We start from the raw sequence: 25,825 nt of genomic DNA, 5'->3' as shown, positions 1-25,825 counted from the left end.
GATTCTTCCGAATCACTCTGTTTCTTTAAAGATTCATTAAGTCGATTTCCTTCTTAATGTTGACCGGAACTTTTACGGGGATACCTGAGGCTTTCACTTTTATATCTCCGGTGAACTGTGCCTGAATGGGCTTGCCTCCCATAAAGTTGAGCAAAGCGCCTTTGAAAATCTTATCCTGTACCATTTTCATGGGAACTTCCAGCTCAATGGGGATATCAAATTCTCCTTCCGGTGGAATGGGTAAATCATAATCTTTGACTAATTCCGCCACAGGCTCCTGATCTAAATGCATTTGCAGATCAACAGAATTAAGTACCAGTTTGTTTTTATTGGGATTGAACAAGCGAGCCTGCGCCTGAACTTTCACCATATTGTTGGAGGTTGGTGAAAAAACAATATCATGGATTCCTTTAAATTCCGGCGGTTGTGGCGTAGAACAGGCAGAAATAAACAGGATGAGTACTACCCAGAGCCAGATTGAATTTAATGAAATTTGTTTCATAGAATAAGCCGTCGGCATTAAAAGTAAAGTGGAGTTTCCACTTATCTTAACGGAAAAAGAGCAAATTATTTTTCTAATTTTGCAAGATAAAAAAAGCCAACGAATTTTCGTTGGCTTTTTAAAGTGCTTTATCTAATGCTTTTTATTTATTTTCCTTGAAGCTAACTCTTCTGTTGGCTGCTCGGCCTTCACGTGTAGCGTTGGATTCTTTTGGTTTTTCTTCTCCATAGCTTACGGCAGATAGCTGACTTTCAGCTACTCCCTGCTCTAATAAGTATTTCATTACACTTTCAGCACGGCGCTCTCCGAGGCGGTCATTGTATTCTTTAGGACCTGTGGAATCAGAATATCCGCGCACCTGAAGTTTAATAGAGGTGTTTTCTTTCAAAAGACTAGCTAAGGACTCTAAATCATCTTTGTATTCAGCTTTTACATTATCTGCATTAAAGTCGAATAATACCTCCAGGGCCAGTAACTCCATATTTACTGCAGGAGCTTCGGTGCCAGGGGCTACCGCGACAGCAGGTCCGCTTTCCGGCGTTGTCGCTAAGGCAGAAAGGGTAATAATGCGGCTGAATTCGCGGAATTCTTTATCTCCTAAAACGTCTATGGAATCTACTTTGCTAGCGTAGCCTTCGGCTTGTACTAAGTAGGTATAAGCGGCACCTGTTGGTAAGGAAATCTCATATTCTCCGGTTTTAGGATCAGAGTTGGTGAAACCAACCTCGGTATCCTCGGGAAGGAGGTTGTAAGAAATCTTAGCCATGACAGGTTCTTTGGTGTCTTTATCCAAAACGGAACCTTTTACGGTGATCACAGGCGCAGGCTGATAGAAAACAGGAAGCGCGATCTGGTGAACATTGGTATTCTCCCCTTCCTTACCGGTGGAATAGAAAGCATATTGTCCTGATGGAGGAATGGTAAAGAATTCATCATCTCCATCGGTATTGATGTCAGCCCCTAAGTTTTCAGGCTCCGTCCAGTTGGTCCAGGTATCATCCAGTCTGCGGGAAATGTAAATATCGGCACCACCAAAACCGGAAAATCCTTTGGAGGAGAAATAAAGGGTTTCATTATCCGCCGCTAAGTAGGGAGAATATTCATTAGCCGCAGTATTGATATCCGAACCTAAATTCATGGGTTCGGTCCATTTTCCATCATCCTGTAAGAATGAAACGTAAAGGTCTTTTCCTCCCACGGCATCGAAACGGCTGATGGCCATGATCAAAGTTTTACGATTATTGCCAAGGAAGTAATCCCCATCCGTTCCTTCAATATAAGCGTTGGTGATTTTCAATTTTTCTGGTTTGGTCCAGCCTTCAGAGGTTTTACTGGCAATGGAAACACCGGCCTTCATTTTACCTCCTTTTTTATACTCATTACCCAACAATACTACCATGCTTTTGCCGTCAGGGGTGATAGAAGAGATGAAATTATCTCCTTCATTGTTCAGGCCTTCTCCCATATTTTTCGCGGATTTCCAGCTTTTGGTATTTTCGTCCCATTCGGAATACCAAATATCCTCGGTGTCATTCTGACCACCAATATTTTCAGGGTGATTCAGGCGAGAGAAATAAAGGGTTTTTCCATCCGGAGCTATCAATGGACGACGTTCTTCAAAATCAGAGTTAATGGTGGTGTCCAGTTTTGTTGAGCGTAAAAATGGATTTACGCCATCTTTAACTTTGGCTTCTACTTTTATAGGTTGATCATCATTGGAAATGGCAACAGCATCAATTCCATAATAACCCGGAACTGCAGCACCGTTGAACACCAAACGAACACCGTAAACCGGATAAGTCGTTTCATCAAAGAAGATATTTAACAAACGACCGGTCAGATCTACTTTTTTCGGAGTGAAAGTGTTCAGTAGTTCCTGATTACCTGCGGAGTCTAAAAGGTACACCTGGTACAAAGCAGACGGGTTGTATGACTCGGCGACACCAATCTGGCGAACCACTTGAGGGTTTTCAAAACCCACAGTGATCTCCTCTATTTTATCTTGGGATTTTGGTAACCAGGCATTGGGATTATCCCCTCCTTGTGGCAGTACATTGGGCTTGCCCAAAATTTGCTGAGAGGAATATTCGAAGGGAGAGAGTTCAGAGGAAAAGTCCAACACTTTGGAAGCCCACTGAACATCCTGTGCATTTATTTGGAATGCTAACAGGCTTAGAAACAGGATGGGTAGTAACTTACGCATATTTTTTGACTTGAATTTTCTTAATGGATCATATTGGTTTAAAACTCGAGAATTCTTACTTCCACCCTTCTGTTCTGAGCTCTCGCATCTTCACTGGATTCTCTTGTTAGTGGTTTAGTTCCACCAAATGCTTTTATTTTAATTCTTTTGTTATCGACTGATTTGTTTACCAGGTAATCTCTTACCGCTTTTACCCGTTCTTCGGAAAGTTTTAGATTTCCTTTTTGTGAACCTCTAAAATCGGTATGTCCTTCAAGTTGAATGATCATGGAAGGGTTATCCCTGACCATGGCAGCCAATTCGTTCAGCTCTTCAAAGGATTCCGGCTTGATTTCCGCTTTATTTTGATCAAAAGTGAGATTGCTTAGTCGAAGCACTTCATTTGATCCTTCTTTTCTTAGTTTAAATTCTACAAAGAACTGTTCATGCTCTCCCACCTCTTTTATGGATACAATCTGCGTGTTTTTGATGTAGCCCTCGGCGGTGGCTGTAATTTCGTATTCCCCTTCCATGGCTTTGAAAGTAAAACTTCCTGTTTCCGGATTCATGGAGATGATCCCGATTTGGTTGCCATGTGGGAGTGTTTGGTAATGCAGTTGCGTTTTGACTGGTTTTCCGGTATCGTTATCGGCTACTTTTCCCTTTACAATCCAGATGTTTTGAGCATTTGAGAAGTTAGGAAATAGCAATAGTCCAAGTAAAATTGAAAAAAAGGCTTTTGAGTAAGCGTAATTCATAAAAAGGATAGGTTTCCGTTTGGCAGCTGGTTTGTTTTAAATGTAGTGATTAAACATGTAAATCTAGTCATTATCGTCTTTATAAAATGCAAAATAAGATGGAATTTATAAAAAAACTGTATGTAATATTTTGATAAGTTTTTATCCTTACTCTATTCTAAAATACTCAATTGAGTCAATTGTTTTACTTTTTAGTTAAAATATATAACGTAGGCAATTTGCGCAGGTATTTGTTCATGCTGATGCGTATAATGGGTAAATTCATGTATATTGGTCATATCAAAAATGAGGACTGGTTGCAAAAGCTAAGCGATTAAATGAGTGTTTTGAATAGGGCAAAAGTGGCTGACGGCTGGAGTTGGTTAAAAAAATTAAGTTTAATCAAGCTGATCAATATGGTTAAGGTGAGGGCATCTTATCTGCTTTCCGGCCTGGTAAATCATCCCATACATTGGGGCATGCCCCTGAGTCTGGCGGTAGAACCCACCACTTCCTGTAATTTACGTTGCCCGGAATGTCCAAGTGGCCTGCGGCAGTTTAGCCGCCCTACCGGCATGATGGATTTAAAACCCTATCAGGCCTGGATAACGGAATTAGGACCTTATCTGACTTTTCTTAATTTTTATTTTCAGGGAGAGCCTTTTTTGAACAGGAGGCTGATTGAAATGATTCAGTGGGCGAACCAGCAAAAAATATATACGGCCACTTCTACCAACGCTCATTATCTGGATGAGGATACTGCCCGAAAAGTGGTGGAATCAGGCCTGGATCGCTTGATTATAAGTGTAGATGGAACTGATCAGCAGACTTACGAGCAGTACCGGATTGGGGGCAAGTTGGAAAAGGTGATTGCCGGCACGGAAAAGGTTTTGAAATGGAAGAAAGCGCTTAATAGTCAAAAACCCTTTGTCATTTTCCAATTTTTGGTGGTTGGGCCAAATGAGCACCAGATAGAAGAGGTAAAGGCTTTAGGAGAAAGCTTAGGGGTTGATGAGGTGGTGTTGAAGAGTGCTCAGATTTATGATTATGAACAGGGGTCTGATCTCATTCCGAAGAAGGAGCGCTATAGTCGATATGTCAGGCGGAATGGGAAATACGAGCTTAAACATAAAATGGCCAATCATTGCTGGCGGCTTTGGCACTCCCCTGTTATCACCTGGGACGGTAGTTTGATTCCTTGTTGTTTTGATAAAGATGCCACCTACTCCTTTGGGCAGTGGAGTGAAGCGCTCCCGCTTGCAGAAATATGGAAAGGCCAAAAGGCCCGACAGTTTAAAAAAGGAGTGCTAAAAAACCGACAGCAAATTGATATTTGCCGCAATTGCACGGAAGGTGCCAGGGTTTGGTTTTGATAGGCATTTATGATGGCAGAATGTGCTTAATTTTAATAATAGGAGTTCTTTTATTCAGCCGGAAAGCAGCACTAGATGCGTGGACACTATTATTCATTGCCAGTTTTAACGAATTTTAGTAAGTCTATTTCTAGTGTGTTGTCTCAGGGTTTTGAATAATCCAAAATTGGGTAAGCTAGCCCTCTCCTCATTCATTTTCTTCGTTGGAAAAAATTCCAAATGGGAAACTACTTCATCATTTTTCCACCTTGCCGCTAAACAGGGATTTAAGCATTCCTATTTCGGGTTCATTCAGAACTGAATAAAAAAGGCCTGCATTTTACTGCAAGCCTTCTTAATATCCTGAAAATTTAGTTTTGGTAAAATTCCCACTTTTTTAAATATTGCTGGTAGACATTATAAAGGGTGAATTGCTGTTGTCGGGGCGAGAATGTCAGAGCAATAGGAGCGCTGCTGTCAATAGGTTGCCCATTTGTTAAAATGCCATTTTTGTTGAACAGGTAGGTGAAGTCCTGGGCCTTATCCGTGATCGCGATAAACTGATTCCCTTGATTGAAATTGTAATACTGCACTGACATCGCCTCTGGACTGAGGTAATCCTTCTCAAAGAGTAATCTTCCTTCTTCATTCAAAAAACTTACCTGTGTAAGATCGTGACGAAGAATTAAGAAATCGTTGTTCAGCAGATCCGGCACCAGGCTAAACCTGGACTCTTTTAAAGGTTTATACAATTGATTTTTGTGGAGGATTTTTCCGGATAAATCAAAGGTGATTAAAAGACCTTCTTTACCAATTACGTGCGCCTGGCTATTTTTAAAATTAGTCCCGGCTTCAAGAAAAATTGCTCCATCGAATTCCTGATTTAATTGAATAGGAAACCCTCGATAAGATTCCCCTTTTCTGTTCAACAAATGGATTTTCCCATTCAGCGTACACAATAAAATGCAATCTTTGGTTCCTACGCGAAGGTGTCTTGGAGGAGCAACCAAGGGACTACCCAGCTTTTTCGGTTTCCATCCACTTAATGGACTAAGGTTTTTGTCCGTCATCCAAAGGCTGCCCGTACTATCGGCAAGGCATAACCTGTAATTTCGGTTCAGGTCGTAATCGAATATCGAGACAAATTGCGGAGAGATTCCCCTGGGGTATTTTTTTGGAAAATCCTTAACCGGATTTCCATTTCGGTCAATCAGGAATAACCTTTCTTGCCCGGGGAGTAAGTATTGTAAGTAGCCGTTTCGGTAAAAGTCAATTTGTTCACTGCCAAAAGGAAATTGATCATCCAATTGTTTTTTCCAAAGTACATTACCCTCTGCGCTCACTAATTCCACGAAACTGCTGTCTTCCAGCACCAAAACTTCTGATTGTTTACTCTGGTGATTTTTTACGACTAAAGGCTTAGCCATAGCGACCTGAGAAAGATTTGTATTGGAGCTTAGGCTCATCAGCTGTTGACCTCCCTGAAGAGTACTCTGCTGACTTTGTTTTAAAATCAGGTTGGAGGAGAAATGCTTACCCTGGTTTTGAATGCCTAAAGCAAACAGCTCCAAGCTTCGAAGCGGCAAGGCATAATCCTGATATATTTTATTCGCGTTGGTAGATAAATGTGCCTTTATGATGGACCAGGATTTGGTGAAATCTACGATAAATGTCAGTTGGTCATTTTCATTGATCTGAGCAATGAAGGGTTCATGCCTTAAGGATTTTCCCCAGGTATTTTCCAGTTGATAGGCATTGATAAACTGGTGTAAACCATGGATGGAATTGGCAATCACCACTACCTGCTCGTGGAAAGTGTAATAGACCTTTTCAAATCCCTGATAGGAAGGACCAAAAAGACGCATCGGAAATTCATTCCAATGCAAAGCATAAATTTCATGTGATTCGTAAAATTCAACCGGCTTAATTTCCTGATCACCCTCGGTATGCTGTTGTTCCAGCCAGGCGAATTTCTCCTTGGCCAATGGCAAATTATCAGTGGGCATGATCAGTAGTTTATCAGCCTGCTGGGGTTTTTGAGATTCCAGAGTGGCCAATGCCAAATGTCCGGAAGACCAGGAGAGCCAATCTGCTACATCCAATGACAATCGGAAAAGCATTTGTTGACGCAGGGAATTTTCATACTCATTTTCTTTCCAGAATTTTTCCAGTTTGCCTTGCCATTGGGGCATATCGCTGATCGCCGTTTTGAGTAAGAAAGCAGTCTGGTTGGGAATGTATTGAAATACATCCCGATGTTTAACGGTTTGTCCCCGGAATGTATTAAGGTATTGTTGCTGGTTGGTGGTGTCCATGAAAATGGAACCTGTCCCAATAATTTCTCCTTGAGGAAAGTACAGATCCAGATAAAGCCCCTCCAATAAATTATCCAATAATTGATGATGCGGCTTACGGAACTCTTTGGAACCAAAGCTTTTGGTCAGTGCCCCTAGCTTTTCTCCATTTACATATAAATTTCCCTGGTCCTGATCGAATTTGGGGACTTCAAATAAGCCCCATTGTTTATCTTTAAAACCTGCTTTTTTATTTTTCAAATGCCGGATAACATCTTCTACTAATACGGGAGAAAAACTACCCACAAAAGCCCGATCACTGACAAAATAGGAAAAGCCCTGTTGATCTCCGGCTTTTTTGATAGTTTCAATTTCCATGTCCTGATAAGCCTGCACCTCATGTTGGTAGTTGGGGTGTTGCTTATACAATTCAAGGATCTTCAGCAATTGCCCGCTTTGTTTAAGTTCCGGCTGGAAATATAAAAGCCAGTCCATTTCATTTTTACTCGAAAGATGAAACGAAAGCAGAAAATTTTGTTGTTGGGTAAGTTGTTGAAGCATTCCATTGGAACCACTAATGCTATCCAGGGACTTCAGGCTGCTGTCAAAAGCAGAAAATGCTGGCGTATTGATCAGGTTTTGCCATATAGGCTGCTGACTGAAAAGGTTCCAGTCTTCAACAATGTGCTCGGATTCATAAACCGCTAATGCAGTGGAGGGAACGAAATCCCAGGTGGAGCGCTCTTGGTTTTGAAATTGATACCAAGTGAAAAATGCTCCCCCTCCCACCAAAATGACCAATAGGGTGATCAGGAATTTTTTCAAAATAATGTCAGGCTAATTGATTTTAGAAATCGAATGTGGCACGCTGTAGAGGTTTTTTTATGAGGAATGATATTCCTTATAATTTTGATTAACAGCCTCTCAGGGTAAGCGCAAGATAAAACCTTAGTGTAAATTCTTTAAATATTAGGATCAAATAATTCTAAAGATCCCTTTTTTAGGTAAAATATGACCAGTATTCCAATTTCTTACACCCAGATTATGTCGAAAGAGATCCCTTAATAACGCTTAGCGTTTTGCTGGTATGAAGCATTATGAATATATCTTTTTGTGCCTGCTTTTCCTGCTAATATTTTTTGGCGGGGAGGTGGATGCTCAGCCTTCGAATCAAAAGGGAAAAGTGATGTTTTATAATCTGGAAAATTTTTTTGACTGTCTGGATGATGCCGGTAAACTGGATGAAGAATTCCTTCCGGAGTCCGGCAGGCGATGGACCAAAAGCCGCTACCGGAAAAAGCTTAAGCATATCCAGAAGGTGATTGCGAATTTGGGGGAGTGGGAATTGCCCTGGTTGGTGGGGCTTTGTGAATTTGAACATCGATCGGTTTTGGAAGACCTGGCAAAATCTCCTCTGCTTTGGCAAGCGGATTATCAAATAGCACATTTTGAGTCCTCAGATAAAAGGGGAATAGACACCGGCTTGCTGTACAGGCCTGATGTTTTCGAGCTTTTGGATCAATGTGCCTGGCCAGTGGAACTGGAGGAGGGTTATTTTAGTAGGGAAATCCTTTGGGTTATGGGGAAAGTTGGAAAGGATACGCTGCATGTTTTGGTGAATCACTGGTCTTCCCGATGGTCTGGGGAAATGGCGACAGAATGGAAACGTAAGCGTTTTGCAGCCGAAATGGCCGGAATTTGTAATCAAATTAAGGATCAACATCCTCAACATCTGATTTTGGCCATGGGGGATTTCAATGATGAACCGGTAGATCCTTCCTTTACATTTTTTAAAGCGGAAACCAGCGCCAATATGGAGTGCATGATGCCGGAGGGCAAGGAAGGAAAAACGCACTATTATAATGAGGCCGTAAAAGCATGGAGTTGCTTTGATCATATTTGGGTGAATCAGAATTTCCGGCGAAGTTTATCTTTCAAGGCAATGTATCCCGCGCAGGTTTTCCGGCCGGACTGGTTACTTAATGAAGATGGTACTCCCTGGCGCACTTATAGAGGTTTTGCTTATGAGGGAGGTTTTAGTGACCATCTTCCGGTATTTTTGCAGGTGACCCTTAATCCCAGTCGGACTGGGCAGGATGGGCGTTGAAATAGGTAATGTCTCCCTCTTCGCTTTGATAGGCAATTTCAATGGGGCGACAGCAAACTTCACAGTCTTCTATATATTCCTGATGATCAACAGAAGGGTCCAGCAGAACGGAGATTTCTGCCAGACAATAAGGGCATATGAACCATTGTTCGAACATATTTTTGGTTACGCCCCTTTGCCTTAAAAGTTGATTTAACCCGTATTATTCATGCTTAAATCCTCGGTTAGCTGTAAGGCGGAAAAAATGAAGGAATTTTTCCTATTTCGAGTTTTTTCCAACGAAACCGATGAATGAGGAGAAATCAAGCTTGCCCTAATTTGGGCTGTTATTAATCAAAGGAAATAAATTATAATGAGCTGAAATTAATTGGCTTGCGATCAGTTAATAAATTTAGCGGTGAATAATTCGGGTTAATCCTCTCCCCTTTCTTGCTTGAGCTGTTGCTCCAGATACTCAATATGTTTCTGAAGTTTGGTCTGCTTGCTCTGAAGTCGGTTTATTTCAGCAAGGCGCTCCTCCAGTTCTTGTTTGGACTGATTGAATTTTTTTTGCCAGCGGCTATTGGCTTCTTTTTGTTTTTGATCGCTGGCCTCCTGATGTTGATTCTGAAGTTCAGCACGGAGGTCATTCAATGCCTGTTGTTGTAATTTTTGTTGTTGCCTGGCTTGTTGTCTCTCCTGCTGTAGCTTAATGATAAGAAAAATCAGTCCGGCAGTCAGCAAACCAATAAGGGGCAGTGCGTAGGCTCTCAGAAAATTGAAAAATTCAAATAAGGGCATTGCATAAAATTTTGATTCAAAAAAAGGTGACAGTTTCTGCCACCTTAATCATCCTCCAATATCGTGAATTCAATTTTATTATTCCGCAAAAATGGTCGAAACCGCTCGCGAATAAGAATTGATTTTACATTTCAATCTGAACCTGATTTCTGGTTAAATCTTCCATCTCCTCTCTCTTACGAATAAGATGCGCCTTTCCTTTGTAAACCAAAACTTCAGCAGGGCGGAAACGGGAGTTGTAGTTAGAGGCCATGGAAATACCATAAGCACCGGCATTTTTGATGGCTAATACATCTCCTTCGCGTACTTCATTCATCGGGCGATCCCAACCAAAAGTATCTGTCTCACAAATGTATCCCACCACAGAGTACAATCTTTTGGTTCCGCCTGGATTACTTACATTGAAAATTTCATGGTAAGCGTCGTACATCATCGGGCGCAATAAGTGGTTCATACCAGAATTAACCCCGACAAATACCGTTGCAGGTGTGGTTTTAATGGTGTTGGCCGATACCAGGAAGTAACCGGACTCACTCACTAAATATTTTCCGGGCTCAAACCAGATTTCCAGGTCTCTGCCGTATTTTTTACAGAAAGCACGGAAAGCGGCTCCTAATCTTTTGCCTAATTTCTTAATGTCAGTGGTATTATCACTTTCTTTATAGGCTACTTTGAAGCCGGAACCAAAGTCAATGAACTGAAGGTCCGGAAATTCCATAGCGGCTTCAAAAAGGATATTAGCGCCCTGAAGGAAAACCTCAGCATCCAGAATATCTGAACCGGTGTGCATATGCAGACCGGAAATGTCCATATTATACGTTTTTACCACACGCAAAATGTGGCGCATTTGGTAATAAGAAATACCAAATTTTGAATCAATATGCCCGGTAGAAATCTTGTGGTTACCTCCCGCCATAATGTGCGGATTCAGGCGAATACAACAAGATTTTGAATTTCCATAAGTATGACCAAATTGCTCCAGAATGGAGATGTTGTCAATATTGATCACCACCCCTAATTCGACTGCTTCCTGAATTTCTGAGAAAGAAACAGAATTGGGCGTGAATAGAATTTCTTCCGGAGTGAATCCCGCCATCATGGCTAGTTTCACTTCCTGAATAGATACGGTGTCTACTTCAGTACCATTCTGACGCATTAATTTCAAAATGGAAAGATTGGTCAGTGACTTTACCGCATATTTAATCTTCAGTGGAAGGTCAGCAAAAGCGTCTTTTAAAGTGTTGATCTGGGAAACGATTTTGTCCGCATCATAGACGTAAACCGGTGTGCCGAATTCTTCTGCAATTTGCTGCAATTGTACCCCTTGGATACAATATGCGTTATCCTTCAATTCCATTTTTTATCAATAGCGGGGTTTTGCCCCATTGTTGTTTGTTAATTAATTGTCTGATGCAAAGCGTCAACGACAATATGTGCCGTAGTCATGACAATGCTTTGCGATTTAAGGTCCATTTCAGGGCGGTCCTCCATATGGTTTTTGATCATTTGCTCTGCGAAAGCTAATAATTCCATTTGAGGGTGTTCTCCGCTCAAAGGTGCTTCTTCCGCCTTCAGTTTTTCCATATAACCATTGGCTACTTCCATCAATTTGTCCTCCGTAATGGAAGGGAAATTTTCGAAGGCAGCCTTAAAGGACAACCAGATACTGGTGCTTAAAAGCAATAACAATTCGAAATCATCTTCAAATTCAAGCTTCTCCTGCATCAGAAAAATATAGGTCAATAAGGCACGCTGCTCTGTACTGAACTGTGCCATTACTTTTTCCATATTCCCCTGATGAATTTGCTCAAAAGCGGATTGAATATGAACCTCTTCTACAATGATTTTAAGATCACCCATCGTTCGTGTGTAAAATTATGATTCTTTGTTGAGAAAATACCACCCATTTTACATGTGTAACTTAATGTTGGTGTATCGCCCAAATAAATAACAACCGTATCAGTGCTTGTTATTTAATGTCAATTCCTTTTCCGATAATTCAGCATTTTTCCCCTTACAGGAAAGTTTTCAGGAATTTGCGGGGCTCTTGAACCAGTAAAATGAATGATGCGACAAACTTAGCATTTAATTTTTAACCCCTTTATGATGTAGCCCAAATTAACCCGGAATATTCATGCTTAAGTCCTCGTTTAGCGGTTAGGCGGAAAAAGGAAGGGATTTTTCCTATTTCGAGTTTTTTCCAACGAAACAGGTGAATGAGGAGAAAGCAAGCTTGCCAAATTTGGGCTATTATAAATCAGAGAAAATAAATTTTAATTAACTGAAAATAAATTACTTGTGATTAGTTAATGAATTTAGCGGTGAATATTTCGGGTTAATCCTGCGAAAATTATCCTTTAGCAAGGTCAAAAAATGAAGGAAAAGCCCACCTGACAATTTTTTTGGGAGAATGCGCTAATAGCGAGCTTAAGCTTACCGGTTTTTTGAGATTTCTTGTATTACGAGACTTTTCTTCCGAAAAACCTTCGCTTAAACCGAATGATTCACCGATGGATTTAAGGGGGTGAATTAAGGCTATACCATCAATGTGTTTGGATTAGTTTTCCTGATTTTTTAAATATCACAAATTTTGGTGAGCCAGCTTTCTGTTCATTCCTCTGCTTCTTTATATAAATAGAAATAGTAAACGATTCCTTCATTTTTCCCGCCTTGAAGCTAAGCGAGCATTTAAATATGAATGATTTTGGATTAAAAATACAAAGACCCTGAAATGGAATTTTTTCCATATGAAAATCAATTTCCCCTTCAGGAAAGAAGCATAAAAGGGGAATTTCATCAATTTTATAAAAATAGAGGTCTTGTTATTAATTTGATATTACAAATTGGTAATTATTGAAAATACTCAAAAACACCCATTTTTTTGAGTATTTTTAACAATAGCTATCACTTGTGATGAAATTTTCAAAAAAAAGTAGCTTTCGTTATTGACTTTATTTAAAAAGGCTCGTATCATTGTAATGTAATCAACGGATAACATACTGTTGGGTGATGAAATTGGCAGACATGCCCTCCTGTCTCGGGGGTAGGGATCTGGGATAAATCGATTGCATTGCCTCGGAATTGACTAACCACCCTGTGTAGGTTCGAATCCTACCCCAACAGCGCCTTTCTCCAAAAGAGGAGGAATTACATTTACTGACAACACACACACTGTTGGGTGATGAAATTGGCAGACATGCCCTCCTGTCTCGGGGGTAGGGATCTGGGATAAATCGATTGCATTGCCTCGGAATTGACTAACCACCCTGTGTAGGTTCGAATCCTACCCCAACAGCGCCTTTCTCCAAAAGAGGAGGAATTACATTTACTGACAACACACATACTGTTGGGTGATGAAATTGGCAGACATGCCCTCCTGTCTCGGGGGTAGGGATCTGGGATAAATCGATTGCATTGCCTCGGAATTGACTAACCACCCTGTGTAGGTTCGAATCCTACCCCAACAGCGCCTTTCTCCAAAAGAGGAGGAATTACATTTACTGACAACACACATACTGTTGGGTGATGAAATTGGCAGACATGCCCTCCTGTCTCGGGGGTAGGGATCTGGAATAAATCGATTGCATTGCCTCGGAATTGACTAACCACCCTGTGTAGGTTCGAATCCTACCCCAACAGCGCCTTTCTCCAAAAGTGGAGGAATTACATTTACTGACAACACACACACTGTTGGGTGATGAAATTGGCAGACATGCCCTCCTGTCTCGGGGGTAGGGATCTGGAATAAATCGATTGCATTGCCTCGGAATTGACTAACCACCCTGTGTAGGTTCGAATCCTACCCCAACAGCAAACGCACCAAATAAAGATCTAAGCCCTGTTATTAAATAGGGCTTTTTTCATTGACAGAGATTTCTCCTCTTTGGTAATTATGGGCATAGGTGAGAATGTGATGCTTATCCTGTGGAGGCATTTCATCCCATTCTTTCAATAGCTTTTGTAAAACAGGCAACTTTCTTAGTTCACTTTCATTTTTGTGAACGTAACGCCAAAACAGGGCATTCATCGGGCAGGCATTTTCCCCAAAACTCATATTGGGGTTATAAAGGCAGGCGTCACAATGTCCACTGACTTTTTGAATGCTTCTACCATCTGTAAAGGGAATTTTGGATGGTGTTGAAAAATCCGCTCTCAGGCTTTCACTGGTGTTCCAAGGGAAGGCATTCATCAGGTTCCCAATCCACCATTCCTCAAAAGCCAATTGATCTGTTTTGGAATAAACAGCAAAATTTTTAAGAATTTGTAGCGTTGAAGGCTGATTAACAGTGGCCATTTTTGAGATGCTGTTCAATCCTGCCTGAATACAATGCATTTTAGATTCTCCCATCTGGAAATCCCTGGGAATTTCATTGCTTTCCAGAGAAGCCTCCATCAGGTTAACCGGCGTTTCCCTTTTGTATTTTTGCCTTCTGAACTCTCTTTTACCCATCAGGTCAAATAAGAAGCGATTTATCTGTTCCTTGGAGGCCCTACAACTTTTATTGCGTAATTTTTCCTCCAAAACGCTTAGAAGTTCTCGGGGAGAAATCAGCTTCAGATTCAGGGCAAAAGATAACTGTGGAGAGAAAATAGGCTCATGGGCCTTCATTTCCGGTAGTTTCTGTTCCAAAAAGAAATCTAAATAATGAAAGGTATTTTCTCGGGAAATAATCCATGGAAAATTTTTTGCATTCACTTCTCCATAGGTATCAATGCCCATTTTTTCGATCAGCTTTTTAATGGGCCTTAAGTCATGAGAAAACTTTAAATCAGGCGTGCTTTTTACGGCCGGTTTGATTGCTGGCTGTTGATCTGATAGTTGTTGAATGCTATGAATGACTGCACTGTTTTTCACTTTTAAATACTGAAGAATCTGATCGGGTGAATTTCCTTCAATTTTTATGTAATCTGATTTTTCAAAAAGGAAGTGATAAGCACTGCAGATGTTTACTTTGACTCCAAGAATAAGGGAGAAATCATGAATTTGCCGGCTGATTCGGTAATCATCCGGAGAGATGTATTCGAAAAACTCCGGCCGGTGCTGGTAAATCAACCAGGCAATATTTTCCGGAATGGATTGCCTGTTTTCCGGGGCATCCAGGGTAAGATAGAAGAATTCGTGCCCCTTGTCCCGCATTTTTCGGGCAAAGTTACGCATGCTGGCGTAAGAGGCCATGACTTTCTGAATGTGTTGTTTGATGTGGTTAGATTCTTGCAACACTTCCATCATGACATATAAAACCGAATCATCCGCGGTCCGAAACCATGGATGTGACTCATTGAGTTGATCTCCTAAAATTAGCCGTATGGTTTTTATCATTCCTGCCACTTATTACCAGGATTAAAAATACAAAACCTAATCACAAAGGACAGGCCTCAGGGGTAAAATAATTACCATTAATTGTCTTAAATGTTATTTTTAATGAAAAATTAATGTAAAGCGACATTCTGACATTGCGTACCATGAAAGTTAAAGCATTTGTACCAATCGGTAATAGTCAACCATGGTAATGCGAAAAGCTTCATTGCCTTCTTGGTTTCCAAAAAGGGGGTGCTTTTTTCCTTCAAGTTCAACATACAACTGACAGCTTTGCTGTACCTTTTCATACAAATCTGTGGCAAAACCAGCCTGAAGAATCGTGTTGCCTTTTTTATATGGAATGGTGCCCGTTTCTCCGGTAGCACAATTCGTATAATGCACTTCGAAAGTTGCCTTATCCTCTAAAAGCAGATCAATTTCGAGGAAAACAAAGGCTCTATTGGCCACCCAGTGATGGATAATGGCGGTACGAAGCAGGGGTTTTTCTTTTAACTCCTCCCACTCTTCAAAACGATATATAGAAATATTAACATCCGGTTTTTCCTCCACATCGTAATAGGCCCGTCGGACGTTTTTAAAAAACAGGACGGTCGCATCATTAGTATCAAAGCGGATATTTTCTTTACTGACCACTTTAGCTTTGTGCTCGCAGGAAGAAAACAATAAAAATAGGATTAGCAGCGGAGTGTATTTCATACAGAAGAAACGATCTGACTATTTAAGGGGTTAAAAAAATCCCCGAAACAAGTACGTTCCGGGGATTGAAGATTATTGATTGACATAGAATATAGCGTTGGCGAGCATTAATTTCCCACCGTACCAAAAAGATCGGAAGATGGGATCGTCAGCCATATAGACAATCGCCCCAGCTCCAACATTCTCCGTACCGATAATCAGGCTTTTTTCCAGTGTTGGTTTCGTTCGGTAGCCTACAAATCCGCTAATCCAGCTGTCCATTCCATCGATGGTGCCCACATTCCAGCCCTTTTCCAGTCTGGCGATGCGTTCTTTACCAATTTTCATGGTGAAATAGTTATCGTCATAACCATAGGATAAAGGATGATCAGGGTCCAGTTTAACTTTGAATATGGCGCCAGGAATGTCATTGGATACCTGATTTCTTAGTCTTTCTCCATAGGATGCATTTTGTTCTTTAATAGGGGCGTAATTTTTTTCCTCTTCTTCATTGGCATAGGTTTTTACACTATAACCTTCCTGATCTTTAAAAAGGCGAATTGCATGGCGAATGGCGATCAGTTTTCCCCCATTGGAAATCCATTGGTGTATTTGAGATTTTTGGCTTTCGGATAATGCTCTATAATTTCCATCAGGCAGAATTAAAACATCATGGCTGTTAAGAGCAGCGGAGTTCAGTCGGTGAATATCAATCCCGGTAAAAGGATAATTGATGTCGAAATCCATATAATGCCATAAGGAACCATAACTGGTACTACTGATGCCCTCTCCCCTGACGATGGCCACATTGGGCTGATTGAGGTGACTGATTTTGTCTGAGCCCAGATCTGCTCCCGAGGTAGAGTAGCCGGAAAATAAAGGGTAAGGAATAACGTCGTACTGACTGCTGATTTGTGCTATGAAATCATCAAATTCGCTTTGCAAATGTCGGTTGGACTGTCGGTTAATGATCACTGACCCCGGGGAAAAGGTCTTTTCACCATGTGCAAAGGCCTTTTTGTTGAATTTTACCCGAACATTTTCCTGTAAAAGGGCACTGAGTAATCTGGCTTCTTCTACACTGTTCCATTCCAGTATGTACCCAACCGGTTTACGCAGGGAATCTTCGACTACCACCTGTTGCTGAGGAATCTCAAAATAGTTGGTGGTATAAATCCTTTCCGTGGAAGCAAAGGCGGGAATGCCATACACATAGGGTAAACTCCATGCGGTAATGTCATAAGTCAATGAATCTGACAAATGTGTTTTAGGCTCTAATAGCACATTGGCGATTTTTGACTTGGCCTGGTAGGCAGAAATGATGATGTCAGAAGCATCCAGTTTGAAAGTTTCATCCTTCCCGTTCATATAGTTAAAGCCGCGATAGGATTTATTGACTAAAGCACGGCCATACTCAATGCCTTGCTGATCCAGCAGTTTTCGGACTTCCTCCAGGCGGTGAGGGTTGTTCCCGATTTTCAGAACATAGCTTTTGTATTTGCTTTTCGGGTTGGTTTTCGCATCCTCAAAATAGGACTTATAGGCTGAGATTAGATCTCGGGAATGTTCAGAGGCTACTTCTATGGCCGTCCAGCCCGATTGGTAGTGATGGGCGATGCGATCGCTCAGGGTTAGATTATCTTCACCTTTTCTTTCCACAGTAAGGCCTGCAATTCCGTGACCTGCCTGTTCCAGCGTCATACCTATTCCCCCATTAAAAGTGGGGTAAGTATCCCCATAGGCCGGATAAAGTAAATCGAACCATTCTTTGGTGAAATACAGCCAGCCGTTGGCATCAAAATGCTCGGCATTGGCCTTTCCATATGTGATTTGGAATTCTCGCTGAAAATCCGTGATCGCCTCATGATAAGGCTCCGTAGCCGGAGCAAAATAGTAAGGAGAATCCGGATACTGTTCATGGAAATCCAGATGGAGATGAGGCATCCAGTCCAGAAAGAGCTGCACCCTTGCCTGAGATTCTACCTGCGTTTGCCATACCCAGTCGCGGTTCAGGTCGTGGTAATAGTGGTTGGATCTGCCACCGGGCCAGGGTTCGTGGTGTTCTTCTGCCTCCATATTCGGATTGGGGAACATGCCAACGGTGCTGTTATACCAGTTTACATAACGGTCCCGCCCGTCAGGATTCAGGCATGGGTCGATCACCACCAGGGTATTGTCCGCCCAATCGGCTTTTTGAGCTTCTATTTGTTCTATCAGCCCATAAAGCATTTTCATGGATACTTCGGATGAGGAAGCCTCATTCCCGTGGACATTATAACTCAGCCACACTGTAACCGTGGAATCGTTGGGAAGCGTCATCCCTTTGTCTAAGAGTGCCATTCGGCGATTATTGGCCCGGTAAAATTCCAGACTGTCAATTTTATTTTTAGATCCCACAAAAGCCACCATCAAGGGGCGTTTCTCAATGGTTTCCCCATAATATTGGAGGGAGATATTTTCTGAAAGTTGCGCCATATATTCAAAATAGGACACAATCTTATGATGTGGGGTAAAATGAGTTCCTAAGGGGTAGCCGAGAAATTCAGCGGGGTTTTTTAATACTTCCTGCGCTTGTAGTCCAAAATGGAGGAATATGAAAAAAGCAAAGGCACAGAGTTTTTTCATTGGGGAAAATTGTAATAGTTGGATGTAAAAGAGAATTGAAGTCGATTTTATAAAATCCGGACTTTATTGGTTATACAAAAAAACAGTAAAAACAGCTGTCATTTGAGGTCATAAAAGTACAATTTTAATTGAATCTTTTTACTATTTTCATGTGTAATAAACGGATTTATTGAACATAAAAAAAGGGCTTGCCTAAAATGGAAAGCCCTTTTTTTCAATGGGTTAAATGTTTTTACTTCAGTAGCTCTTTGGCGCTTTCCAAAGCAGAAGCAGATGGTTGATCTCCACCAATCATTTTCGCGATTTCAGAAATTCTTTCTTCATTTGAAAGTTCCTTCATGCGGGAAACCGTCTTTTCTGCGGAATGGTCTTTGAAAACGAAATAGTGTTTACTGCCCTTAGAGGCAATTTGTGGTAAGTGGGTAATGACCAGCAATTGGTGTCCCTGAGCCATTTGTTCCATCATTTTGACCATTTTCAAAGCGACCTCTCCGGAAATTCCAGTATCAATTTCATCGAAAATAATGGTAGGAAGTGCCATTTTATCCGCCATCACAAACTTGACGGCAAACATTAATCGTGAAAATTCACCACCGGAAGCCACAGATTTTAAAGACTGATGCGGCATGCCTTTATTGGCAGAGAATAGCAGATTGACTTCATCAGTTCCTGTTGGGCTTGGAGCAACGGTTTCTTGCTCAATACGCATACTGGCATTTTCCATTCCTAGTTCCCGTACCAGGGCGGTAATTTCCTCGGTGAACTGGTCCACAATTTCCAGTCGGCTTTGACTCAATTTAGCGGCCGAAGAAAGCATTTCCTCTTCAGCAACCATCATGGCTTGCTGCGCCATTTCCAACTCCTCATCCAGGTTTTCAACCGTACTTACTTTTTGACGAAGCTCTTCATGCAAGGCCATAAGCTCCTCCAGAGAATCCAGCCCGTGTTTCTTTTGTAAGCGGAAGATTTCACTCAGGCGTTCTCTGGCAATTTCAGCCTCCTGAGGGTTAAAATCTACTTTTTCTTCTTCAGTTTCAAGTTCGCCCTGTATATCTCTAAGCTCAATGAAACAGCTTTCCAGTCGGTCTTTCAATGCTTCAAAAGCGGGGGAAATTCCAGCCAGTTGTCCCAGCCAGTTGCTGGCGGTGGAAAGACGATCTTCTACATTGCCCTCTCCCCTGCTGAGCATTTCCAGCAAACCGTTCAGCTTGGTTTTAATTTCCTCGGCATTGTCAATCAACTGGACTTGTTCTTCCAGCTGAGATTGCTCTCCTTCTTCCAGTTGCATTTCTTCCAATTCATTGAAAAGGAACTGGTGGTAATCTGCTTCCTGCCTGATTTGAGCTGCGTTACTTTTGAGTTTTTTATATACGCTTTCTTTTTTTCGAAATGCCCGGTAGGTTAATTCATAAGCTGATTTTAACTCCTGATTTCCGGCAAAAGCATCCAATAATTCCAATTGATAGGCATTGGCGCCCAATTGTAGGGTATCGTGCTGAGAGTGGATGTCGATCAGGATTGCCCCCAGCTGGCGGATTACCTCTAACGTGACCGGTGTGTCGTTGATAAAGGCACGCGATTTTCCCGCCGGGCTTATTTCCCTTCTCAAAAAGGTTTGCTCGGAATAATCCAGCTCATGCTGTTCAAAAAAAGCCTGTAATTGATATTCCTGAATATCAAAAGTCCCCTCAACAATACATTTTTGTTTGGGATCATAGAGCACCTTGGTATCTGCTCTTTTACCAATCAAAAGGCCCAAAGCCCCCAGCATGATGGATTTACCTGCACCGGTTTCACCGGTTACAATGTTCAGTGCATTGGCCGGTTCAATGGCTAAATGCTGAATCAGGGCGTAATTTTTTATTAATAAATGCGAAAGCATGAAAAATCAGTCCTAAGAGAATGTCTTAATTGGATAATATTTTTTTGTAATCGTCGGTTCGGGTAGGGTCTATTTTCACCAAAATGTCATGCACCTGTTTGCGTACATTCATGTCCCCTTCTGAGAAAATATTGATGATCTCCTGGTATTTGGTGTCTAGCCAGGTTCTTAAACCTAAAGCATTGGGCTTAAGGCTTTGAATTTTTTCCAAATTCTCGATGACGCCCAAAATTTTCTTTCTGGCTTCATCCGGATCCGATTCAAAATCGTCCAAAGCCAGTCGGTGGTAGGTATAATTCCCGGCCCGAAGGTCTCTCATTTGCCCATTCAGATAGTCATCAATCAAAACGTAGCGGTTAATATTGCCATCAAACTGATTCCATCCCGGGCTGTTGTTGGACTGGGCATTGGAAACAATCTGGTTGGCCACATCAAAATAGGTTTGTCCCCCCATCTCCGCAAAAGTGTCGAAATCCGTACCAATGATGATATTGGCGTAGAAGGACAAAAGGGCCACTATATTGGAGGTGAAGTTGGTCGGGGAATAATCCAAAGGCTGTGATTCGGTGTATTCAAATGACCAGTTTTGATCTGCATAGAATAAAAATGGTACCGTCTCATAGGAGGTTCCGTATACCGGCCGCGCTGACTGAATGGAGGCCGTGGCTTTGTAAGTACCGATTGAAGGCATCTGCTGCATATTGATCAGGATGCGGCATTTGATTTTTTCTTCGGTCTGGAATCTTTCCTCTGTCCAGCGGGTGTCATTCATAAACTGGGTAAAAGCCCTTTCCATATCCTGGAAAATCCGCTTGTCCTGGGTTTGAATGTTTTCTGCATTTACCACTACCTGGCAATTGAGTTCCTGCGCCCGCAATGGTGACAGCAGGGCGGATAGTCCAAGGAGAAGGAGCCAAAATTTATCCATTGCTCTTGTTAATAATTTGTTCTACAATATCGACAGCCACCTGGGTTTTGGTCTTCAAGGGGTTTTCCTGAATACTTCCGTCTTTATGTATGAAGGTTACTTTGTTGGTGTCAAAGCCAAAGCCGGCCCCTTTATCTTTTAAAGAGTTTAAGACGATCATGTCGAATTTTTTCCGCTCCAATTTTGATTGAGCATTTTGACTTTCGTTTTCGGTTTCTAAAGCAAAACCCACGATGAACTGACTTGGGATTTTTATTTCGCCCAAATTGGCGGCTATATCCGGAGTTTTGACACATTCAATCATCATGGTGTCTCCCTCCTTCTTAATTTTTTCTTCTGATTTTATTTTTGGGGTATAATCCGCCACAGCTGCGGAGAGCACCGCGATATCGCTTTCCGGAAAAGTTCTGGAGCAAATGTCGTTCATATCCTGAGCAGAAGTCACCTTATACACTTCCAGGTTGGGGTGGTGTATTTCCAATGCTGTAGGTCCTGAAACCAAAGTAACGGAGGCGCCTTGTCTTAATAATTCTTCGGCAATGGCATAGCCCATCTTTCCGGAAGAGTGGTTGCCAATAAAGCGAACAGGATCTATGGCTTCATAAGTGGGACCGGCCGTTACCAGGCATTGCTTTCCTTTTAGTGGGCGATCTGATGCAAAATATTGTTGTAAAGCGGTTACGATATGTTCCGGTTCGGCCATTCTTCCCTGCCCGATCAATCCGCTGGCTAATTCGCCATGTTCCGCTTCAATGAACAAATTACCATATGACTGAAGCGTCTGGATATTCTTTAAAGTGCTGGGATGCTGGTACATGTCCAGGTCCATGGCTGGGGCAAACATCACCGGGCATCGTGCAGAAAGGTAAGTGGCCCCCATTAAATTATCGGCATAACCGTTGGCCATTTGCGATAATGTTTTGGCTGTTGCAGGAGCAACCAACATTACATCCGCCCATAAGCCGAGCTCTACATGGCTGTTCCAAACCCCGTTTTTCAGGTTGGCATATTCACTTAAAACAGCATTGTTCGAAAGGGTCGCCAGCGTAAGTGGGGTGATAAATGCTTTTGAGGCCTCGGTCATGAGCACTTGTACTTCTGCGCCTTCTTTCACCAATAAGCGTACGAGATGAGCAGCTTTATAGGCGGCAATACTTCCGGTGACGGCTAATAATATTTTCTTCCCTTTCAAAGAGGTCTGTGGGTCTTGCATCATTTTCTGATTTTCAACCAGTAGGCTGGTCTCCCGCTAAACATGTTTTTTAGAAAGGAAAAATACGGCTTTTAAGGGAAAAAAAGAGAGATGAGTAAAATTATTTTGGGGGAAATAACGACAAGCCAAAAAAAAGGCCATCCCGGAAAGAGATGGCCTTTTGTATTTTACAAGAACAGCGAATTATTCGTCGCCTCTGTAGCGGAATTTCAATTTGCCTTCCAAGAACTCTTCAGTTGCAATTACTGTTGGTTTAGGCTGGCGCTCATAGAATTTAGAGATCTCAATCTGCTCTCTGTTTTCCATTACTTCCTCTAAGTTGTCAACTGTAGAAGCAAACTCAGCCAATTTTTGAGTCAACTCCTCTTTCTGACGAGCTGCCAATTGACGGGAACGCTTGCCGATAACCGCAATGGATTTGTATAAGTTTCCGGTTGGTTCGATCAACTTGTTTAGATCGCGGGTTACAATGCTAGACTTGATAACTTTTTTCATTACGAGTTTTTATTCTTGGCTATTTTTTCCAATTGGTTTAAGGAATCTCCGTACAATTTCTCGGCCGACTTCAGATAGGTGCTCTCCGGGTATTTCTCGATAAACTTTTGGTAAATCTCGATGGTCTCGGAAAAGCGATCCTCCTTCTTCTGGTAGGTACTCTGGGTAGCCAAAGTATGACTCGATTCCAGTCTGAGGAAAGCTAACTCCTCATTATATTTTGAATCCGGGAAATCCTTTCTGAAATTTTCGAAAGTCACCATAGCGGCTTTCCATTTTCTCAGTAAGTAATATTGCTTAGCAATCAAATAGGCTTTGGTTGCTAATTTTTCCTGCAATTCCCCGATAATTCGGTTTCCCTCCGGTGCATATTCACTATTGGGATATTTGTTCAGAAAACTCTGCAAAGCAGATATGGCTTCTGTTGTACTGCTTTGGTCTAATTCTTCTCTTGGTGAATCTTTTACAAGGGAGTAAGCAGACATATACATGGCTTCTTCCGCTTTTTCACTTCGAGAGTAGGTTTGGTAGAAAGTTTTAAAGTAATGGGAGCTCATGGTGTACTGCTTTTGATTGTAACATCCATAAGCGTATTTGAACTGCATATCTTCCGCCTCTTCGGTACCCCGCATGGCTGGCATAATTTGTTCAAAAAGGTTATTGGCTTTATACCACTTTTCTCTTTGGTACAAATCCATGGCAACCTGATACTTATATTCGTTGTCCGTAGACTTTTGAGCCTTTCTATATTCCGTAGCACAACTGCTAATCAATGGCAAAATAAAAAGCCCCAGCAGCAGTTTGACTTTGTTTTTATGCATAAGGGTGCAAATATACTCAGTATCAATAAATAAGACAAAAGGTAAAGCAATTTATTAAATTAATTACTTTACAGATACTCAAAAGTAGGCAGTAGGATCGGAATATTAAAGAAAAATAAGTTTGTAAATAGGAAGGATTAACGTTGTACTACGATTTTTCTGGTGGCTTTGCTTTGTCCGTCGACAATGAGACTGTAGAAGTAAACACCTTCTTTATAGTTGCCAACCTGAATTTTAACCTTGTTATCAAATGGAGAAAGGGCAAACTCGCCAATTTGAGTTCCCAAAACATTATGCACCACAATTTTTGCTTCTACAGAAGAAAACAGTTCGTATTGTAACCAGCCGGAAGTATTGATGGGGTTTGGGTACATGGTTCCTACCTGTAGATGCTCATCCAGGTAAATGTACTGGTCCATGTCTACAGGAGCCACCGTAAACACTAATTCTTCCTGAATATCCTGATGATTTTGCAAATCAGTAATCTTGATGGTGTAGCGTCTGTCCTCAAGGCCTTCTAAAAAAGTAAATCGAGCGTTGAGGTCGTCAATTTCTTCCCCTGCTTTCATTTCAATAGTCAGTTTTCCGCTGTCAATAAGTCTTTTACCAAAAAGTACTTCAGCGTGATCCTTTAACTCAATGGATTGTGATTTCCATTCGACGATGACTTTTACATTGTGATTATAATCATTGTATAACACAATGGGGACTTCGAAAGGCACTCCTTGGGAGGTGCTCAGGTCTTTTTCCGGCAAGTCCAAAAAAATTCCCTGCCCATAAGTGGCGGAGCAAAAGAAAAGGAAAAAAATGAATAGTAAATTGTGTTTCATGCAGATCGGTTAATACTTTAATTAATATACCACTAAACTCACTAAAATGTTGATCTGTAGGGTTCTATTTATTACGTAATTCCCAATTATTGAACTAAATATTTAAAAACTCTCCATAGATCCGGTGTGCATGTTCGGTCTGGATTTAAGAAAACAGGAATTGTCCAATAGATTTATAAATTCTCTCGGAAATCTCAGGAAAATCTGCTTTTCCGAGAGAATGTAATATTTCCTTTATTTGAATATTAGGACTGGTGCAAATGAACGTCCATTTGTGGGAACGGAATGTTAATTCCTTCTTTATTAAAGGTGTCGTACACTTTTCTGTTCATATCAAAGTATACCGGCCAGTACTTCCCACTGTCCACCCAGCAACGAACTACGAGATTTACGGAGCTGTCAGCCATTTGATGGAGTGCGATAAAAGGCTCAGGGGATTTCAGAATTCTTTCGTCAGCTTGTATGAGTTGGGATAATAAATCCTGTGCCTTTTGAATATCATCTCCATAGGCAATGCCAAATGTCCAGTCCACCCTTCTTTGAGGTTCTGTACTGTAATTAATCAAAGCATTGTTTGCCATAGGGCCATTTGGAATAAAAATGGTTTTATTGTCCGGGGTTTTTAAAATGGTAACGAAAATTTGAATACTTTCTACCGATCCGGAATAACCCTGCGCCTCTATGAAATCTCCTACTTTATAGGGCTTGAAAATGAGGAGCATTACCCCTCCGGCAAAATTTTGAAGCGTTCCGGATAATGCCATACCAATGGCCAGGCCCGCAGCCCCCAGTATGGCGATAAAAGAGGTCATTTCTACTCCCAAGGTACCAAGAGCGGAGAGCACCACTAAAATTTTGAGGATGGAATTAAAAAGAGAGGTTAAAAATGGTTTCAGCGTTTGATCAAGCCCTCTTTTGTCCATGAATTTACGGAAGGCGGCGGTGAGCACCCCGGTAATCCAAAGCCCAATAATTAAAATGAGAATGGCAACGACTAATTTACCGCCGTATTCCACCACGAAGCCCATGGCCTGATCCTGGTATTTGGAAAAATTTTCCATAGAAAAGAAATTAAGTGAGGT

20 protein-coding genes are annotated in these 25,825 nt (G+C 41.5%); 2 read left to right on the top strand and 18 right to left on the bottom strand.

Going from position 1 to position 25,825, the window contains the following annotated elements:
* Nucleotides 1–25: 25 nt before the first annotated feature.
* The 3 genes from AAA970_RS15010 to AAA970_RS15000 all read right to left on the bottom strand — a co-directional run bounded on the left by AAA970_RS15010 (nucleotide 26) and on the right by AAA970_RS15000 (nucleotide 3,442).
* Nucleotides 26–502, bottom strand: coding sequence for a hypothetical protein (locus AAA970_RS15010; protein WP_157601120.1), 477 nt, complete (start codon nucleotides 500–502; stop codon nucleotides 26–28).
* Between the two features lie 142 nt (nucleotides 503–644).
* A complete protein-coding gene (locus AAA970_RS15005; protein WP_053406403.1) occupies nucleotides 645–2,705 on the bottom strand; it encodes an OmpA family protein in 2,061 nt (686 codons plus the stop codon).
* A 38-nt stretch (nucleotides 2,706–2,743) separates the two neighbouring features.
* The gene (locus tag AAA970_RS15000) at nucleotides 2,744–3,442 is read right to left on the bottom strand and encodes an OmpA family protein (protein WP_053406404.1); all 699 of its coding nucleotides are present in this window, start codon (nucleotides 3,440–3,442) and stop codon (nucleotides 2,744–2,746) included.
* A 317-nt stretch (nucleotides 3,443–3,759) separates the two neighbouring features.
* On the opposite strand from AAA970_RS15000, the gene AAA970_RS14995 reads away from it, so the two are divergent.
* Nucleotides 3,760–4,794: a radical SAM/SPASM domain-containing protein gene (locus AAA970_RS14995; RefSeq protein ID WP_338237691.1), complete on the top strand. Its 1,035-nt coding sequence runs from the start codon at nucleotides 3,760–3,762 to the stop codon at nucleotides 4,792–4,794.
* Between the two features lie 350 nt (nucleotides 4,795–5,144).
* Here AAA970_RS14995 and AAA970_RS14990 read toward each other — a convergent pair whose 3' ends face one another.
* Nucleotides 5,145–7,892, bottom strand: a complete 2,748-nt coding sequence (locus AAA970_RS14990; RefSeq protein ID WP_338237690.1) for a hypothetical protein — start codon at nucleotides 7,890–7,892, stop codon at nucleotides 5,145–5,147.
* A 262-nt stretch (nucleotides 7,893–8,154) separates the two neighbouring features.
* Here AAA970_RS14990 and AAA970_RS14985 point away from each other — a divergent pair, with 262 nt between their 5' ends.
* Nucleotides 8,155–9,174 (top strand): endonuclease/exonuclease/phosphatase family protein, encoded by a 1,020-nt coding sequence (locus AAA970_RS14985; protein WP_338237689.1) that lies wholly within the window; start codon nucleotides 8,155–8,157, stop codon nucleotides 9,172–9,174.
* Here AAA970_RS14985 and AAA970_RS14980 read toward each other — a convergent pair.
* From AAA970_RS14980 to AAA970_RS14915, 14 genes are all read right to left on the bottom strand, one after another.
* The gene (locus AAA970_RS14980) at nucleotides 9,140–9,331 is read right to left on the bottom strand and encodes a CPXCG motif-containing cysteine-rich protein (protein WP_072159106.1); all 192 of its coding nucleotides are present in this window, start codon (nucleotides 9,329–9,331) and stop codon (nucleotides 9,140–9,142) included. The genes AAA970_RS14985 and AAA970_RS14980 overlap by 35 nt on opposite strands.
* Nucleotides 9,332–9,585: 254 nt before the next feature.
* Nucleotides 9,586–9,954, bottom strand: coding sequence for a hypothetical protein (locus tag AAA970_RS14975; protein WP_338237688.1), 369 nt, complete (start codon nucleotides 9,952–9,954; stop codon nucleotides 9,586–9,588).
* 124 nt (nucleotides 9,955–10,078) lie between these two features.
* Complete coding sequence (lysA, locus tag AAA970_RS14970; protein ID WP_053406409.1) at nucleotides 10,079–11,311, bottom strand: diaminopimelate decarboxylase; 1,233 nt, start codon at nucleotides 11,309–11,311, stop codon at nucleotides 10,079–10,081.
* A 38-nt stretch (nucleotides 11,312–11,349) separates the two neighbouring features.
* Nucleotides 11,350–11,814 carry a hypothetical protein gene (locus AAA970_RS14965; protein ID WP_338237687.1) on the bottom strand — a complete coding sequence of 155 codons (465 nt, stop codon included), beginning with the start codon at nucleotides 11,812–11,814 and terminating at the stop codon, nucleotides 11,350–11,352.
* A gap of 1,984 nt (nucleotides 11,815–13,798) precedes the next feature.
* A complete protein-coding gene (locus AAA970_RS14960) occupies nucleotides 13,799–15,274 on the bottom strand; it encodes a cryptochrome/photolyase family protein (RefSeq protein WP_338237686.1) in 1,476 nt (491 codons plus the stop codon).
* A 150-nt stretch (nucleotides 15,275–15,424) separates the two neighbouring features.
* The gene (locus AAA970_RS14955) at nucleotides 15,425–15,970 is read right to left on the bottom strand and encodes a hypothetical protein (protein WP_060685006.1); all 546 of its coding nucleotides are present in this window, start codon (nucleotides 15,968–15,970) and stop codon (nucleotides 15,425–15,427) included.
* A 72-nt stretch (nucleotides 15,971–16,042) separates the two neighbouring features.
* A complete protein-coding gene (locus AAA970_RS14950; RefSeq protein ID WP_338237685.1) occupies nucleotides 16,043–18,574 on the bottom strand; it encodes a M14 family zinc carboxypeptidase in 2,532 nt (843 codons plus the stop codon).
* Nucleotides 18,575–18,806: 232 nt separating this feature from the next.
* Complete coding sequence (gene recN, locus AAA970_RS14945; RefSeq protein ID WP_053406414.1) at nucleotides 18,807–20,456, bottom strand: DNA repair protein RecN; 1,650 nt, start codon at nucleotides 20,454–20,456, stop codon at nucleotides 18,807–18,809.
* Between the two features lie 25 nt (nucleotides 20,457–20,481).
* Nucleotides 20,482–21,384: a type IX secretion system protein PorD gene (porD, locus tag AAA970_RS14940; protein WP_053406415.1), complete on the bottom strand. Its 903-nt coding sequence runs from the start codon at nucleotides 21,382–21,384 to the stop codon at nucleotides 20,482–20,484.
* Nucleotides 21,377–22,600, bottom strand: coding sequence for a bifunctional phosphopantothenoylcysteine decarboxylase/phosphopantothenate--cysteine ligase CoaBC (gene coaBC / locus AAA970_RS14935; protein ID WP_253275702.1), 1,224 nt, complete (start codon nucleotides 22,598–22,600; stop codon nucleotides 21,377–21,379). The genes porD and coaBC overlap by 8 nt, the downstream gene beginning before the upstream one ends.
* Before the next feature lie 180 nt (nucleotides 22,601–22,780).
* Nucleotides 22,781–23,092 carry a DNA-directed RNA polymerase subunit omega gene (locus tag AAA970_RS14930; RefSeq protein WP_053406416.1) on the bottom strand — a complete coding sequence of 104 codons (312 nt, stop codon included), beginning with the start codon at nucleotides 23,090–23,092 and terminating at the stop codon, nucleotides 22,781–22,783.
* Entirely contained in the window at nucleotides 23,092–23,913 is an 822-nt protein-coding gene (locus AAA970_RS14925; RefSeq protein ID WP_338237684.1) for an outer membrane protein assembly factor BamD, read from the bottom strand. The genes AAA970_RS14930 and AAA970_RS14925 overlap by 1 nt, the downstream gene beginning before the upstream one ends.
* A gap of 137 nt (nucleotides 23,914–24,050) precedes the next feature.
* Nucleotides 24,051–24,743, bottom strand: coding sequence for a T9SS type A sorting domain-containing protein (locus AAA970_RS14920; RefSeq protein WP_338237683.1), 693 nt, complete (start codon nucleotides 24,741–24,743; stop codon nucleotides 24,051–24,053).
* A gap of 245 nt (nucleotides 24,744–24,988) precedes the next feature.
* Nucleotides 24,989–25,804 carry a mechanosensitive ion channel family protein gene (locus AAA970_RS14915; RefSeq protein ID WP_338237682.1) on the bottom strand — a complete coding sequence of 272 codons (816 nt, stop codon included), beginning with the start codon at nucleotides 25,802–25,804 and terminating at the stop codon, nucleotides 24,989–24,991.
* Nucleotides 25,805–25,825 lie beyond the last annotated feature (21 nt).

The sequence above is a fragment of the Persicobacter diffluens genome (assembly GCF_036244895.1).
Classification (GTDB): Bacteria; Bacteroidota; Bacteroidia; order Cytophagales; family Cyclobacteriaceae; genus Persicobacter; species Persicobacter diffluens.
This window is presented reverse-complemented; position numbering and strand designations above follow the sequence as displayed.

What these genes read in the sequence shown, in the direction of transcription:
- AAA970_RS14950 (WP_338237685.1), bottom strand. Translation starts at nt 18,574, where the DNA reads ATGAAAAAACTCTGTGCCTTTGCTTTTTTCATATTCCTCCATTTTGGA.
- AAA970_RS14930 (WP_053406416.1), bottom strand. Translation starts at nt 23,092, where the DNA reads ATGAAAAAAGTTATCAAGTCTAGCATTGTAACCCGCGATCTAAACAAG.
- AAA970_RS14995 (WP_338237691.1), top strand. Translation starts at nt 3,760, where the DNA reads ATGAGTGTTTTGAATAGGGCAAAAGTGGCTGACGGCTGGAGTTGGTTA.
- coaBC (WP_253275702.1), bottom strand. Translation starts at nt 22,600, where the DNA reads ATGATGCAAGACCCACAGACCTCTTTGAAAGGGAAGAAAATATTATTA.
- recN (WP_053406414.1), bottom strand. Translation starts at nt 20,456, where the DNA reads ATGCTTTCGCATTTATTAATAAAAAATTACGCCCTGATTCAGCATTTA.
- AAA970_RS14980 (WP_072159106.1), bottom strand. Translation starts at nt 9,331, where the DNA reads ATGTTCGAACAATGGTTCATATGCCCTTATTGTCTGGCAGAAATCTCC.
- AAA970_RS14955 (WP_060685006.1), bottom strand. Translation starts at nt 15,970, where the DNA reads ATGAAATACACTCCGCTGCTAATCCTATTTTTATTGTTTTCTTCCTGC.
- AAA970_RS14975 (WP_338237688.1), bottom strand. Translation starts at nt 9,954, where the DNA reads ATGCCCTTATTTGAATTTTTCAATTTTCTGAGAGCCTACGCACTGCCC.
- AAA970_RS14965 (WP_338237687.1), bottom strand. Translation starts at nt 11,814, where the DNA reads ATGGGTGATCTTAAAATCATTGTAGAAGAGGTTCATATTCAATCCGCT.
- porD (WP_053406415.1), bottom strand. Translation starts at nt 21,384, where the DNA reads ATGGATAAATTTTGGCTCCTTCTCCTTGGACTATCCGCCCTGCTGTCA.
- AAA970_RS14985 (WP_338237689.1), top strand. Translation starts at nt 8,155, where the DNA reads ATGAAGCATTATGAATATATCTTTTTGTGCCTGCTTTTCCTGCTAATA.
- AAA970_RS14960 (WP_338237686.1), bottom strand. Translation starts at nt 15,274, where the DNA reads ATGATAAAAACCATACGGCTAATTTTAGGAGATCAACTCAATGAGTCA.
- AAA970_RS15000 (WP_053406404.1), bottom strand. Translation starts at nt 3,442, where the DNA reads ATGAATTACGCTTACTCAAAAGCCTTTTTTTCAATTTTACTTGGACTA.
- AAA970_RS15010 (WP_157601120.1), bottom strand. Translation starts at nt 502, where the DNA reads ATGAAACAAATTTCATTAAATTCAATCTGGCTCTGGGTAGTACTCATC.
- AAA970_RS14915 (WP_338237682.1), bottom strand. Translation starts at nt 25,804, where the DNA reads ATGGAAAATTTTTCCAAATACCAGGATCAGGCCATGGGCTTCGTGGTG.
- AAA970_RS14925 (WP_338237684.1), bottom strand. Translation starts at nt 23,913, where the DNA reads ATGCATAAAAACAAAGTCAAACTGCTGCTGGGGCTTTTTATTTTGCCA.
- lysA (WP_053406409.1), bottom strand. Translation starts at nt 11,311, where the DNA reads ATGGAATTGAAGGATAACGCATATTGTATCCAAGGGGTACAATTGCAG.
- AAA970_RS15005 (WP_053406403.1), bottom strand. Translation starts at nt 2,705, where the DNA reads ATGCGTAAGTTACTACCCATCCTGTTTCTAAGCCTGTTAGCATTCCAA.
- AAA970_RS14920 (WP_338237683.1), bottom strand. Translation starts at nt 24,743, where the DNA reads ATGAAACACAATTTACTATTCATTTTTTTCCTTTTCTTTTGCTCCGCC.